General features: G+C 65.6%; 12 protein-coding genes and 1 riboswitch. Of the genes, 3 read left to right on the plus strand and 9 right to left on the minus strand.

Annotation, left to right across the window (positions count from 1 at the left end; all coding sequences use genetic code 11):
- Nucleotides 1-9: 9 nt before the first annotated feature.
- Nucleotides 10-666 carry a TetR/AcrR family transcriptional regulator gene (locus tag VCS63_RS03260; RefSeq protein WP_323878401.1) on the minus strand — a complete coding sequence of 219 codons (657 nt, stop codon included), beginning with the start codon at nt 664-666 and terminating at the stop codon, nt 10-12.
- Nucleotides 667-815: 149 nt separating this feature from the next.
- Between VCS63_RS03260 and VCS63_RS03265 the strand changes: the two genes are divergently transcribed.
- Entirely contained in the window at nt 816-2,015 is a 1,200-nt protein-coding gene (locus VCS63_RS03265) for an arabinose transporter (protein WP_076816894.1), read from the plus strand.
- A 40-nt stretch (nt 2,016-2,055) separates the two neighbouring features.
- Here VCS63_RS03265 and ribB read toward each other — a convergent pair whose 3' ends face one another.
- Together ribB and VCS63_RS03275 are read right to left on the minus strand one after the other, a co-directional pair.
- A complete protein-coding gene (gene ribB / locus VCS63_RS03270) occupies nt 2,056-2,775 on the minus strand; it encodes a 3,4-dihydroxy-2-butanone-4-phosphate synthase (protein ID WP_063961595.1) in 720 nt (239 codons plus the stop codon).
- Between the two features lie 114 nt (nt 2,776-2,889).
- Nucleotides 2,890-3,044, minus strand: a riboswitch (FMN riboswitch).
- Nucleotides 3,045-3,155: 111 nt separating this feature from the next.
- A complete protein-coding gene (locus tag VCS63_RS03275; protein WP_063961594.1) occupies nt 3,156-3,692 on the minus strand; it encodes an SET domain-containing protein in 537 nt (178 codons plus the stop codon).
- A 105-nt stretch (nt 3,693-3,797) separates the two neighbouring features.
- Between VCS63_RS03275 and VCS63_RS03280 the strand changes: the two genes are divergently transcribed.
- Nucleotides 3,798-4,718 carry a bestrophin family protein gene (locus tag VCS63_RS03280; RefSeq protein WP_042797469.1) on the plus strand — a complete coding sequence of 307 codons (921 nt, stop codon included), beginning with the start codon at nt 3,798-3,800 and terminating at the stop codon, nt 4,716-4,718.
- Between the two features lie 7 nt (nt 4,719-4,725).
- Here the strand turns inward: VCS63_RS03280 and VCS63_RS03285 are convergent, their stop codons facing one another.
- Entirely contained in the window at nt 4,726-5,196 is a 471-nt protein-coding gene (locus VCS63_RS03285) for an Lrp/AsnC family transcriptional regulator (RefSeq protein ID WP_013390823.1), read from the minus strand.
- A 93-nt stretch (nt 5,197-5,289) separates the two neighbouring features.
- Between VCS63_RS03285 and ilvB the strand changes: the two genes are divergently transcribed.
- Nucleotides 5,290-7,116, plus strand: coding sequence for a biosynthetic-type acetolactate synthase large subunit (ilvB, locus tag VCS63_RS03290; protein ID WP_088607614.1), 1,827 nt, complete (start codon nt 5,290-5,292; stop codon nt 7,114-7,116).
- A gap of 346 nt (nt 7,117-7,462) precedes the next feature.
- On the opposite strand, the gene VCS63_RS03295 is transcribed toward ilvB, so the two are convergent.
- The 5 genes from VCS63_RS03295 to VCS63_RS03315 all read right to left on the minus strand — a co-directional run bounded on the left by VCS63_RS03295 (nt 7,463) and on the right by VCS63_RS03315 (nt 13,731).
- Nucleotides 7,463-8,242: an SDR family oxidoreductase gene (locus VCS63_RS03295; RefSeq protein WP_042795815.1), complete on the minus strand. Its 780-nt coding sequence runs from the start codon at nt 8,240-8,242 to the stop codon at nt 7,463-7,465.
- Nucleotides 8,243-8,253: 11 nt separating this feature from the next.
- Complete coding sequence (locus VCS63_RS03300; protein ID WP_042795814.1) at nt 8,254-9,111, minus strand: ABC transporter permease; 858 nt, start codon at nt 9,109-9,111, stop codon at nt 8,254-8,256.
- 13 nt (nt 9,112-9,124) lie between these two features.
- A complete protein-coding gene (locus VCS63_RS03305) occupies nt 9,125-9,895 on the minus strand; it encodes an ABC transporter ATP-binding protein (RefSeq protein ID WP_042795813.1) in 771 nt (256 codons plus the stop codon).
- Nucleotides 9,895-10,953 carry an ABC transporter substrate-binding protein gene (locus VCS63_RS03310; protein WP_042795812.1) on the minus strand — a complete coding sequence of 353 codons (1,059 nt, stop codon included), beginning with the start codon at nt 10,951-10,953 and terminating at the stop codon, nt 9,895-9,897. The genes VCS63_RS03305 and VCS63_RS03310 overlap by 1 nt, the downstream gene beginning before the upstream one ends.
- A gap of 141 nt (nt 10,954-11,094) precedes the next feature.
- Nucleotides 11,095-13,731: a DNA topoisomerase III gene (locus tag VCS63_RS03315; RefSeq protein ID WP_063639152.1), complete on the minus strand. Its 2,637-nt coding sequence runs from the start codon at nt 13,729-13,731 to the stop codon at nt 11,095-11,097.
- Nucleotides 13,732-13,740 lie beyond the last annotated feature (9 nt).

Below are 13,740 nucleotides of genomic sequence, written 5' to 3' on the forward strand. Positions count from 1 at the left end.
CGGTGGCGGCTAGCCGCGGGCCTTTGCCGTCTTGCGCGGTGCGGCGCGCGGGGCGGGTTCGCCCAGGTATCCCATCACCGCATCGACCACCGCCTGTTCCAGCTGCTGTGTCGAGAATCCCGCGGGCGGTTCCAACGCCGCCGCGTGCACCAGTGACTCCATGATGCGCAAGACGACATAGGTCGCCAGATCGCGGTCCTGCTGCGCGATTTCGGCGCGATGCAGTTCCAGAAGATGGCGCATGCGCCTGTGGATATCCTGGTCCGCGCGGCTGTGCTCATGCGACTGGTCGAACAGTGGAAACTCCCGTTCCAGCACGCGGTGCAACGCGGGCTCCAGCAGGTGGGCGTGCAGCATCGCTTCGACGATGGCGGCGACGCGCTCGCGCAACGTGGCGGCGGGATTGCTGTCCAGGACCGCGTCGATGACATCCAGCATCTGGTTGTCGTGGCGGTTATGCAGCGCCGCGATCAGGGCATTCTTGTTGGGAAAGTACTGATACAGCGAACCGACGCTGACGCCGGCGGTCTCCGCGATCAGGTTGGTGTTGGTGCCCGCATAGCCGTGCGTGGCCAAAACGCGAGCCGTGGCTTGAAGAATCGTCTCTACGGTGTGCTGGGACCTGAGCTGGCGTGGCGATTTCCGGGGCTGGGGGATGGCGGTCATGGGTACTGTGAAAGGCGAGTATCGAATATGAGCAATGGCTCATAAAATTTCCGGCAGGCAATCCGGTTCATCGCCCGCACACGGCGATTATGCCATCGGCGGTTTTCTAACTGGTTCCGGATTGCGCATCTCTCACTTAAGGAAATTCAATGTCGCATTCATCGACGGCCGGGGCCATGCCCGCGGCCCAGGGGCCCGTGCGCTCCGTGTTCGCGCAAGTGCTGCCGCTGGCACTGGCGGTATTCGTCGGGTTCTTCATGATCGGTCTGCCGATGCCGGTGCTGCCACTGTACGTGGACGGCACATTGGCGTTGGGCGCGCTGGTCGTCGGCGTGGTGGCGGGCCTGCAATTTGCCGCTGCCTTGTTGTCGCGCGCCTATGCGGGCTCGCTGGCCGACCGCCGCGGCGCCAAGCGCGCGGTAGTGGGTGGTTTCGCGCTGGGCTCGGTCGCGGGGCTGTGCTATCTGCTGGCCGATGACCTGTCGGCCAGGCCGCAGGCGGCGCTGGCCGCGCTCTTGGCGGGACGCGCGCTGATGGGCTGCGCTGAAAGCCTCATCGTTACCGGCGCCCTGAGCTGGGGCGTGGGCCGTGTGGGCCCCCAGAATGCGGGCCGCGTGATGGCCTGGGTCGGCGTGGCGATCTATGCCGCCTACGCGCTGGGCGCGCCGGCCGGCATGCAGCTATATGGCGCCACCGGTTTCGCCGGTATCGCCTGGGCCACCGCGTTGATTCCACTGGTGGCTCTGGCCCTGGTGCTGCCCCTGCGAGGAGTGCGTGCCGCCGGAGGCGCGCGCACGCCCTTCTATCGCGTGCTGGGACTGGTGCTTCTGCCCGGCGCGGGGCTGGCCCTGGCCAGCGTCGGCTTCGGGGTGATCACCGCGTTTGTGAGCCTGCTGTTCTCGCAGCGGGGCTGGGAGGGCGCAGCATGGATGTTTACCGCCTTCGGCGCGGGCTTCATCCTGGCGCGTGTGTTCTTCGCGGGCCTGCCCGACAAACTGGGCGGCGCGCGCGTGGCGCTGATCTGCGTGCTGATCGAGGCGGCGGGACAATGGCTGATCTGGACCGGCTCCACGCCCGCCTGGGCCTATGCAGGCGCGCTATTGACGGGCGCGGGCTACTCGTTGGCATTCCCGGCCTTTGGCGTGGAAGCGGTGCGCCGTGTGCCCGCGGCAAGCCGTGGCACTGCCATGGGCGCATACGTGGCTTTCCTGGATATCGCTTTGGGGCTGAGCAGCCCTGCGGCCGGTTGGTTGGCCGGGGCGCAAGGCTACGGCGCGGTGTATGCGTTGGGCGGCGCGTGCGCGCTGGCGGCAATGGTCGTGGCCATGGCGCTCAAGGGACGGCGTTGATACCCAAGGCGGCGCAGACTCGGCGCCGCCTGCCCGCGGATCAGACCGTCGCGGCCATCTCCAGCACTTCGTCGTCGATGGCTTCGGCCTGGCCGTCCTTCAGCTGTTGCAGATGGTCGGCCAGTTCGGCGATGGTCAACGCCACCAGCCCGTGCTGGGCGGCATAGCGCTCCAGGGCCGCGCCGCGCATCATCGTGCCATCGGCATTCATCAGTTCGCACAGCACGCCGGCCGGGCGCAGGCCTGCCAGCACCGCCAGGTCCACCGAGCCTTCGGTGTGGCCGCGGCGGGTCAGCACGCCGCCCGGCTGGGCGCGCAGCGGGAACACATGGCCCGGGCTGACGATGTCGTCGCTTTGCGCCGTGGGCGAGATGGCGGCGCGGATGGTCGTGACCCGGTCCACGGCCGACACGCCGGTGCTGACACCCTCGCGCGCCTCGATGGACACGGTGAACGCGGTGGCAAAGCGGCTCTGGTTACGCTGGACCATGGGTGGCAGTTCCAGCCGGTCCAGGGTTTCGCCGGGCAGACACAGGCAGACGATGCCGCTGCCGTCGCGGATCAGCTGAGCCATGACGGGCACGGTCAGCTTGTCGGCGGCCACGATCAGGTCGGCTTCATTCTCGCGGTCGAAGTCGTCCATGAGGATGATCGGGCGGCCCAGGCGCAGATGATGCAGGGCGCGCTGCAAGCGGGCGGCAAAGGGCTGCGAAGCCAGGCTGGGGATGGGAGACTGCGGGGTAAGGGTAACGTTGGACATTTGAAACGCTCTCGCAAGTTAATAGGGGCGAAAAACGTTTCAGGGCTACTCGACAGCCGAACGCAATACGGCAGTCCAGGCGCAAAGGCGCCCGGTGCTACCGGGGTTGTGCCGGCACATCTTCTCTCATCCGGACTATGACCGTCGGCCCTGGCATCTCACCAGATCTGCTGACCCCGGTATCCATAAAGGACGCCGGGCGCTCGCGGGCTCGCCACATTGCATGGCATACCGCCGGTGGGGAATTTCGCCCCGCCCTGAAGACGTACTGCATGTCGTGTTAACGACCTGCGGAATTGTACGCCTGTCTGGAGCGGAGCCGGCAATACGCGTGCTGCGCCTGGGGTTTTCAGCGGTGGCGGGGTCCGACCCCGCACCGATCAGGCGATGGCTTCGGCGGTTGCTGCGTCTTCGGGCTTGTCGGCCTTTTCTTTCTTCTTCTTTTTGGCCGGCAGCGCCAGCATGGTGCCCCGGCACGGCGGCGTGCCACAGAGGCAGCGGTAGCCTTCCTTCAGCTTCTTGGTGATGCGGCCGTCCAGCACCAGGCCGTAGTCGTACGACAATTCGGTGCCGCGCGGGATGTCCTGCAGCGCGACGATGTAGACCCGCTTGCCGTGCTTGCCTTCCTGCGCTTCGCAGTTGGGTTGGCAGGAATGGTTGATCCAGCGGGCGTCGTTGCCGTTGTCGCCGCCGTCGATCACGCGGCCGGTACTGAGCGCGAAGAAGAAGGTATGGAAGGGGTCGTCCGGATTGGTCGGGTGACGGCGGTCGGCTTCCTTGGCGCTGATGCGCTCGCCGCCGTACTCGATGATGCGCGTACCCGCGGGAATCTTGCGCGCGGCGAAGACGCCGTTGCCGTGCAGCTTGGAGCGGCGGACAACATACCAGGGCTTGATCGGGGTGTCTTCGTTGGTCATTGCTCGATGGAAGTGGCGGTGAGACGAAACAGAATTATATCGACGCCTATTTGACGGTTTGATAGGCGTATAGTGTGCGCCGCCTTGTTCCTCCTGGTTAACACCATGATTGTCCGTCCGCGTCCTTCCGCGCTGGCTTTGTTCTTTATCTTGCGCGGCTCCATCGTCCCGCGAATCCTCAGCCGCATCCTGGTCATCACCGCGCTGTCGTGCTTCGTGGTGTGGATGTTCCACCGGGAATGGTTCTCGCCCGCCCACTTGTCGGCGGTGCCGTTTTCGTTGTTCGGTCTGGCCCTGTCCGTGTTCATGGGCTTTCGCAACAACGTCTGTTACGACCGCTGGTGGGAAGCGCGCAAGCAATGGGGAGAATTGATCGTGCAGGCGCGCAGCCTGGCGCGAGAAAGCGCGGTGCTGCTGGCGGCCAGCACCGCCAATCCGGTGCAGGAGCGCATCGTGCGCCGTTGCATCGGCTTCGGCTATGCGCTGGCGGCGCGGCTGCGGCAAGAGGATATGGCCGTCGCGGCGCGGCCCTGGGTGCAGCAGGACGAGGCCGAGGCCCTGGCCGGTTGCCGCAACGTGCCCGACGCCCTGCTCATGGCCATCAACCGCGACCTGGCGGCCTGTCTGCGGCGCGGCGAGCTGACCGACATCCTGTACCAGGCCCTGACCCAGCGCGTGGCCGCCTGCGCCGCGATCCAGGCCGCCTGCGAGCGGATCAAGTTCACGCCTTCTCCCTTTGCCTATTCGCTGCTGCTGCATCGCACGGCCTGGCTGTTCTGCCTGCTGCTGCCCTTTGGCCTGGTGGGCACGCTGGACTACATGATGCCGGCGGCGGTCACCATCGTTGCCTACACCTTCTTCGGTTTGGATGCGGTGGGCGACGAACTGGAAGACCCGTTCGGTAACGACGAAAACGACCTGCCGCTGTCGGCGCTGGCCCGTGTTATTGAAATCGACCTGCTGGAAGGCCTGGGCGTGCGGCCCCTGCCCGAGCCCGCCGTCCCGGTGGATTTCGTGCTGCGCTGAAGGACGCTTATTCCGCCAGACCCGTCAACGGCAGCTTGGTTTCCTTCAACCGGCGCAATACGAAGCAGGATTTGCTGTGGCGAATCCCCGGAATGCGGTAGAGCTGTTCTCGCAACAGCCGCTCGTAGTCGCGGGTGTCGCGCACGGCGATACGGATGTAATAGTCATAGTCGCCCGAGACCAGAAAGGCTTCCAGGACCTCGGGAATCTGCGCCAGCGCCCGGCCAAACTCGTACAGCGTCTCCTCGCTGTGGCTCTCCAGGGTGACGTGGACGATTACCGTGTCCATGAAGCCCAGGCTGGCCGGGTCGATGTCTACGGTATAGCCGCGGATCACGCCGGCGCTTTCCATGCGTTTGATGCGGTTCCAGCAGGGCGTGGACGACAGGCCGACGGCCGCGCCGATGTCGTTCAGGCTGGCGCGCGCGTTGTCCTGCAGCACCTTGAGTATGGCGAGATCAAACTTGTCCAGGTTCATTTTCTTTGATTCCTTAAAATCAAAGATAAATTTACTCCGTCTATCGGTTATTCGTGGAAAAGAAGATAAATATTCTTCCGATCTACGAATAAGATAGATAGCATGAACGATCGCCTGCACCCCACCGCCGCCGCCGCGCTTGCCGCTACTGAACGCCCCGCCGACAACGGGGCGAAAATTCTGCTCGATACGCTGATTGCGTGCGGTGTGGATACCATTTTCGGGTATCCCGGCGGCGCGGTGCTGCCGCTGTACGACGCGCTCTACGCCGAGCCGCGCCTGCGCCACGTGCTGGTTCGCCACGAACAGGCCGCAGTCCATGCCGCTGAAGGATATGCGCGCAGCACCGGTCGCCCGGGCGTGGTCTTCGTTACGTCGGGTCCCGGCATGGCCAACACCACCTCCGGCCTGCTTGACGCCATGTGCGATTCGATCCCGGTGCTTTGCATCAGCGGCCAGGTCGCCACGGCGGCCATCGGCACCGACGCCTTCCAGGAATGCGACGCCATCGGCATCTCGCGTTCGGTGACCAAGTGGAATACCCAGGTCCGCTCGGTGGATGACGTGGCCAGCGTGGTGGCGCGCGCCTTCGAACTGACCCGCCAGGGCCGCCCCGGCCCTGTATTGGTGGATTTCCCCAAGGATGTGCAGCTGGCCGTGCCGCGCGACGCGGACGACGATGCGCTGGCCTTGCCTTCGCAGCAGAAGTTGGCCGCGCTGCGCGCGCGCCGCCAAGCTGGCAAGCTGGCTCCCAAGTTGCCGCAATCGGCCGTGCGCCGCGCCGCCGCACTGATTGCCCAGGCCAAGCGGCCCATTTTCTACGGCGGGGGCGGCCTGGTGAACGCCGGCCCCGAAGCCTGCGAGGCCTTTACCGACCTGGTGCGCCACACCGGCGCGCCTTGCACCCTGACCTTGATGGGCCTGGGCGCCTTTCCCGCGTCCAACCCGCAGTTCGTCGGCATGCTCGGCATGCACGGCACGGTTGAAGCCAATCTGGCCATGCACAACGCGGACCTGGTGGTCTGCATCGGCGCCCGCTTCGACGACCGCATCACGGGCAAGCTGTCGGAATTCTGCCCGCATGCGCGCAAGATCCACATCGACATCGATCCCGCCTCCATCAATAAGGTGGTGCGCGTGGATGTGGCGCTGGTGGGCGATTGCCTGCCGCTGGTGCGCGCGTTGCGGGCAGAGCTGGGCGACGAGCCCCTGGACGCGGCGCGCCTGGCGCCCTGGTACAAGCGCATCGACGCCTGGCGCGCCCAGGACTGCCTGGGCTATACCCCGGCGGCCGATGCGATCCTGCCGCAGCACCTGATGTCGCGCCTGAATGCCGCGCTGTCGGACCGGGACGCCATCGTTTCCACAGACGTGGGCCAGCATCAGATGTGGGCCGCTCAATACCTGCGCTTCGACAAACCCAACCGCTGGTTGACGTCGGGCGGCGCCGGCACCATGGGCTATGGCGTGCCTGCTGCCATCGGTGCGCAGGTCGCCCATCCGGACAAGACCGTGGTGTGCGTCAGCGGCGACGCCTCTGTGCTGATGAACATCCAGGAACTGTCCACCGCCATGCAGCACCAGACCCCCGTCAAGGTCGTACTGTGCAACAACGGCTACATGGGCATGGTGCGGCAGTGGCAGGAACTGATCCATGGCGGCCGCTACAGCCACAGCTACAACGCGTCGCTGCCCGATTTTGTGGCGCTGGCGAAAGCGTTCGGCTGGGGCGCTGCCCGAGTGGACGACCCCGCCAAGCTGGACGAGGCGCTGGCCGAGTGCCTGGCGCACGACGGCCCTTACTTCCTGGACGTGGCGGTCACCGCGCAGGAGAACTGCTTCCCGATGATGCCCGCCGGGCATGGGCATCAGAAGATGATGCTGGCCGAAGGCGTCTGGTACCAGGACGAAACGACCTGATCAGACGGTGCGGTGGGGTGTCTGGGTTGTTTCTGTCCGGGGTTCTTAGCCGCCGAGGCTGCCCTGCGCCATTCCGATGCTCGCCCCCCTGGGGCTGCGCTTCGGATGGCTCCGGGGTCCTCGGCTGACAGCGGCCTCATGCCATTGTTTTGCCCCCGACTCATGGGCAGATGCCGATGGCCTTGAAGCTCGCTCATGGGGCAGATGCCGTGAGCCGGAGGCCGGTCGGAGGGATCCGAAGCGCAGCCCCCCTGGGGCGAGCATCGGAATCCCGCAGTCCGGACGCCGGCGGCCTGAGAACCCCGACCTCACAACACCACAGGTCAACAATCCAAGCAGAAATGCCCTAGAACTGGATGGACAGCCCGCCATCCACCACCAGCACGTGACCGTTCACGTACGACGCCGCGGGCGAGGCCAGGAACACGGCGGCCCCGGCGATTTCTTCCGGTTCGCCCCAGCGGCCCAGCGGATTGCGCGTAGCGACGCGCGGCCCGACTGTCGGGTCCGCGACCATAGCCGCGTTGGTTTCCGTGGCGAAGGTGCCCGGGGCGATGGCATTGCTGGTGATGCCATGCGGGCCGAACTCCGCCGCCAGCGCGCGCATCATGCCAGTCAGGCCTTGCTTGGCCGCCGGATAGACCGCATCGCCCGAGCGCGCCAACTCGCCCACCACCGACGTGATCGCGATCAGGCGGCCGTTGCCCTGCCGCATCATGCGCTCGGCAGCGAATTTGGCGAGCAGCATGCCGGCGACCAGGTCGGTGTCGATCAGTTCGCGGATCTCGGCGGGGCTGGTGTCGCGCAAGGTCTTCCGATTGCGTGCGCCGACATTGTTCACGAGGATGTCCAGGCGACGGTGCTCGCGGTCTATGTGTTGGAAGGCGCGCTCCATTTCGGCATCGTCGCTGATGTCGAAGGGCAGCGGATGCGCGTCCAGGCCTGCCTCCACCAGCTCGCTCGCCGCCGCGGCGACGGCCTCGGTGTTGCGGCCATTGATCAGCACGCGCGCGCCGCAGCCGGCCAGCGCGCGCGCAATGCAGAAACCCAGCCCGCGGGCCGAGCCGGTCACCAGGGCGACTTGCCCCGTCAGGTCGAAGTTGCGCAGATACGGTAGCGTGTTCATGTCAGTGGTCCTCAGCCTTCTCGGAACTCGGGCGCCCAGTGCAGCAGCCGGCGCTCCAGCCAGGTCACGCAATACACCAGCGCGATGCCCACGATGGACAGCAGCGTTACCGCCGCGAACATGTCGGTGGCGTTCAGGGTCGCCAGTGCCGTAATCATCAGGTAGCCCATGCCCGTGGTCGACCCAACGAACTCCGCCAGCACCACGCCGATCAACGCGAAACTGATGGCGTTCGGCAAGGCGGCGAAGGTCCACGCGGCCGCGGTCGGGATGCGGACCCGCCACAGGATCTGGCGCGGCGAACCGCCCAGCGTCCGGCAGAAATCCACCAGTTCGCGTTCCACACTGCGCCCGCCCTTGTAGGTATTGAAAAACACCAGGAAGAACACCACGAACCACGACGTCACCACCTTGGAGGCCAGCCCCAGCCCGAAGAACATCGTGATGAGCGGCACGAAGGCGATGCGCGGCATCGAGTTGAACGCCACGATGAATGGGTTGAACACGTCTGCCAGGAAGCGGCTGCGGCTGAGCGTCATGCCCACCACGAAGCCGCTGCCCACGCCCACCAGCAGCCCCACCATGGTGGCCTGCAGGGTCAGCCACAGGTGCGGCCAGACCGAGCGCGGGCCGGGCTGCAGCCATTCCCATAGCCTGACCGCCACGCGCGAGGGCTGGCTGATGAAAAACGGATCGAACAGCGTGTTCTGGGCGAACCAGGGGATGCGCGTGAGTATTTCCCAGGAACCCAGGATGAAGGCAAGAATCAGCACTTGCCACAGCGTGATGCGCAGCCGGCGCGCAATGCTTGCGCGGCGGTCCAGCCGCAGCTGGTCCTGCAGGGAGTCGGCGGAATAAGTCGGGGTCATGACGCGTATCGGTTCAGGCGGCGGCGCGGAACTGCTGTCCCAGCACACTCCAGAGGCTTTGCACGTGAGTCACGAACTGCGGCGTTTCGCGCAGCGTGAAGACGTCGCGGGGATGCGGGATCTCGATGCGCTCGTCCAGCAGCACGCGGCTGGGCGGCCCGGAAAGCACCACCACGCGGTCCGACAGCAGGATGGCTTCGTCCAGGTCGTGCGTGACCATGACGATGGTCTGGCCCAGCTTGCGCCAGATCTCGATGAGTTCGCGGTGCAGATGCGTCTTGGTGTGCGTGTCCAGCGCGCCGAAGGGCTCATCCAGCAGCAGGATGCGCGGTTCCACCGCGAGGCTCATCAGCAGGGCCACGCGGCGCCGCATGCCGCCGGACAGCTGATGCGGAAAGGCGTCGGCGAACTGGCTTAGGTGGCCCATTTCCAGCAGCTCGGCCACGCGGCGCTCGATCTTGTCGGCGGACACACCCTGGAACTTCAGGCCCAGCGCCACATTTTTCCTTACGCTGAACCAGGGGAGCAGGGTGTCCTTCTGGAAGATATAGCCCAGGGCCGGCGGCACCTGCCCATCTACGATATTGCCGTCCACGCGGATCGTGCCCGTGGTGGGACGCAGGAAACCCGCGATCATGTTCAGCAGCGTGCTCTTGCCGCAGCCTGACGGCCCCACGATGGAAACGAACTCGCCTTCCGGGATCGTCAGGCTGACCTCGCCCACCGCGTGGGTGGTGGCCTGGCGCGTCTGGTAGGCCTTGCCCACCTTGTCCAGCGTGATCATCAGAGGCCCCGGGCGCGGCGCACGAAGCTCATGTTCACGCAACGGTCGTAGGGCACGGTCTTGAGCTCATCGTTGGAGAATTGCCGGCCGTCGCCCATGATGGCCGTCATGCGGTCATAGGCGTCCTGGGTGATGATGTTGTCCTTCAGGAACACCGTTTCCTTGTAGACGCCCAGCGTCTTTTCGATGGCCGCGCGCGGGAAGGCGTTCAGATAGTCGTCGTAGATGGCGTCGGTGACGGCGGCCGCGCTGTTGGCGCTGATGAAGTCCTGGGCCCGGACCAGGGCGGTCACGAAAGCCTGCACCACTTCGGGGCGCTTCTGGATGGTGTCCTGCAAGGTCAGGGCCGCGATACCGGGCACGTCCCCGCCCATGAACTCGTTCCACGAGCTTTCGGTGGTGGCATCGAAGATGGGTACGCCCCAGCCTTCCTGCTTGGCCTGTTCCATCATGGACATCGTGGCCATGCTGGCAGACACGGAACCTGTCTTGAGCGCGCCCAGCATGGTGGCCAGGTCGCCGAGCGGGCGGATGTCCACCTTGTCGGCCACGCCAGCCTTCTGCATCAGGTACAACGCCATCAGCCAGGTGCTGGACTGCGGCTGCGTGGCGCCGACGCGCTTGCCCGCCAGGTCCTTCAGGGATTTGATCTTGCCGCTTTCGAAGTCCTCGCGGCGCACGATGACGTTGGCATAGGTGAGCTTGCGGTCAAAACCGAACACCAGCGTGGCGGGCTTGCCCGCGAGGGTCAGCGCGGGAGCGGCCGTGGCGGCGGTGGCGCCGAACACGATCTGGCCCGCGGCCAGCAACTGGTTGGTGCGCGGACCGCTCTGCGAATTCAGGTATTCGACTTCCAGCCCGCCTTCACCGAAATAGCCCTTCTTCAGCGCGACATAGCCGGCGGCGAAGAACGGGTCGATGCTGCCCTGGCCATAGACGACGCGGCCCAGCTTGGGTTGCGCGAACGCGACGCGGCCATTGACCAGGCTGATGCCGGCCAGGGCGCCTGCGGCGGCCAGCACACGGCGGCGGGTGGTGAAGTCGGGGCTGTTGCTCATGTCATCCTCGGGATAGGTCTGGTTGCAGCTGTTTGGCGTAGACAATACCCCAGCAACTGGCGTCCAACAATGGAAAACGCCCGGTTGCCCGGGCGTTGTGCGCGATTGACGGGAGCCGGCGCGCAAGGCGCCGCTCGCGCGTTATGCGGCGGTCTTCTTAGGCGCAGCCTTTTTCACAGCTTTCTTGGCGGCCGTTTTCGTGGCCGTCTTGGTGGCGGTCTTGGTTGCGGTTTTCTTCACTGCGGCCTTTTTGGCCGGCGCCTTCTTGGCGGCGGTCTTGGTCGCGGTTTTCGCCGCCGATTTAGCCGGCGCGCGGCCTGGCTTTTCAGGGCGCGGCTCAAATTCGAAACCGATCTTGCCGTCCGGCTGGCGGACGAGGAAGGCCTTGAACTTGCGGTTCGTGCGGCTGGACACAAAGCCGTCGAGCAAGTCGGTGCGGCCATCGGTCAGCAGCTTTTCCATTTGCTCGCGCGAGATTTCCTGCTGCAGGATGACCTTGCCCGAACGGAAATCGCAGGTCTTTTCGGGACCGACGGATTTCTCGCAGACGTAGCTCATGCCGTGCTCGAACACGCGCGACTGGCACTTCGGGCATTTGCCCACCGGCGTGTGGCCCGAGAAGTCCACGGCCTCGGTGTCGTCTTCGTCGTTCTGGCCGAAGTCGAACTCCAGCTTGTATTCGTCGCTGATGCGCAGGATGGCGGCGAAGGGACGGCCCATCTTGCTGATGAAGCCTTGCAGCGGACCGATTTCGCGCTTGGCCAGCAGTTCTTCCACTTCCGGGAGCTCGAAGGTGCGGCCGCCCGGGTGTTTACCGATGGAGAAATCGCAGGCGGTGCAGGCGAAGCGGCGATAGTTCTCCTTCACCACGGCGCCGCACTTGGGGCAAGGAGTTTGCAGCGTGGCGTAGTCGCCCGGCACCGTGTCGCGCTCGTATTCCTTGGCGCGCTTGACGATGACTTGGGTCATCTGCGCGATTTCGCGCATGAAGGCCTCGCGGCCCAGACCGCCCTGCTCGATCTGCTTGAGCTTGTGTTCCCATTCGCCCGTCAGTTCCGGCGAGGTCAGTTCGGTCACGTCCAGGCCGGACAGCAGCGTCATCAGCTGGCGGGCCTTGGCGGTAGGCACCAGGTCGCGGCCTTCGCGGCGCAGGTAGCTTTCGTTGAGCAGGCCTTCGATGATGGCGGCGCGCGTGGCAGGCGTGCCCAGGCCGCGCTCGGACATGGCTTCGCGCAACTCCTCGTCGTCCACCAGCTTGCCCGCGCCTTCCATGGCCGACAGCAGCGTGCCTTCGTTGAAGCGCGCCGGCGGCTTGGTGGTGAGGCCGACGGCCTCCACGTCCTCGGTGCGCACGGTCTCGCCGTCCGCCACGGGCACGAGGTTGGCGTCTTCGCCCTGGGCTTCCTTGCCGTAGACGGTCAGCCAACCGGGGTTGACCAGCACCTTGCCATCCGTGCGGAAGCGGTGCCCCTGCACTTCGGTCATGCGCGTGGTGACGCGGTATTCCGCGGCGGGGAAGAACACCGCCAGGAAGCGCTTGAGCACCAGGTCGTACAGCTTGGCCTCGGCTTCGCTCAGGTCGTGCGGGATCTGCAGCGTGGGAATGATGGCAAAGTGGTCCGACACCTTCTTGTTGTCGAAGATGCGGCGGTTGGGCTTGACCCAGTTTTCGCTCACCACCGTGCCGGCGTGGCGGGCCAGGCCGCCCACCGCGTTGGAGCCGCCTTGCGCCAGGGCGCGCATGGTTTCCTTGACGGTGTTGATGTAGTCCTCGGGCAGGTAGCGCGAGTCGGTACGCGGGTAGGTCAGCGCCTTGTGGCGTTCGTACAGCGTCTGTGCCAGCGCCAGCGTGGTCTTGGCCGAAAAGCCGAAGCGGCCGTTGGCTTCGCGCTGCAGCGAGGTCAGGTCGTACAGGGCCGGCGACATCTGGGTCGACGGCTTGGATTCCTCGGTGACGTGGCCCGGCTGGTCGCGGCAGGCGGCGACCACGCTCTGGGCGGCGGCCTGCGACCACAGGCGGGATTCTCGCTTTTCGGGGTCGCGTTCGTCTTTCTTGAAGTCCGGGTCGATCCAGCGGCCTTCGTACAGGCCGGCGGCCGCCACGAATTGGGCGCGTACTTCCCAGTAATCGCGCGGCACGAAGCGGCGGATGCGTTCCTCGCGCTCGGCCACGATGGCCAGCGTGGGCGTCTGCACCCGGCCGACCGGGGTCTTGAAGAAGCCGCCGTCCTTGCTGTTGAAGGCGGTCATGGCGCGCGTGCCGTTGATGCCCACCAGCCAGTCGGCCTCTGCGCGCGAACGCGCGGCCGCCTCCAGCGGCTTGAGCTGCACGTCGTCGCGCAGGTTGGCGAAGGCTTCGCGGATGGCGGCCTGGGTCATCGACTGCAGCCAGAGGCGCTGGATCGGCTTTTTCACGCCCGCATACTGAATGATGTAGCGGAAGATCAGTTCGCCTTCGCGCCCGGCGTCACAGGCGTTGATGATGGCGTCGACGTCCTTGCGCTTGGCCAGGCGGACCAGGAGCTTAAGGCGTTCGGCGGATTTCTTGTCGGTGGGCCCCAGTTCGAACTCAGGCGGAATCACGGGCAGATGCGTGAAGCTCCACTTCCCCTTGACCGGATCGTTGGGCGCGACCAAGCTGAGCAAATGGCCGATGCTCGACGCAAGTACGTAACGTTCGCTTTCAAAATAGTCGCCCTCGCGCGCAAAGCCTCCCAAGGCGCGTGATATATCGAGGGCTACCGAGGGCTTCTCGGCAATAATCAGCGTTTTATTCATGTGTATCCA

The sequence above is a fragment of the Achromobacter sp. D10 genome, assembly GCF_035282245.1.
Classification (GTDB): domain Bacteria; phylum Pseudomonadota; class Gammaproteobacteria; order Burkholderiales; family Burkholderiaceae_B; genus Achromobacter; species Achromobacter insolitus.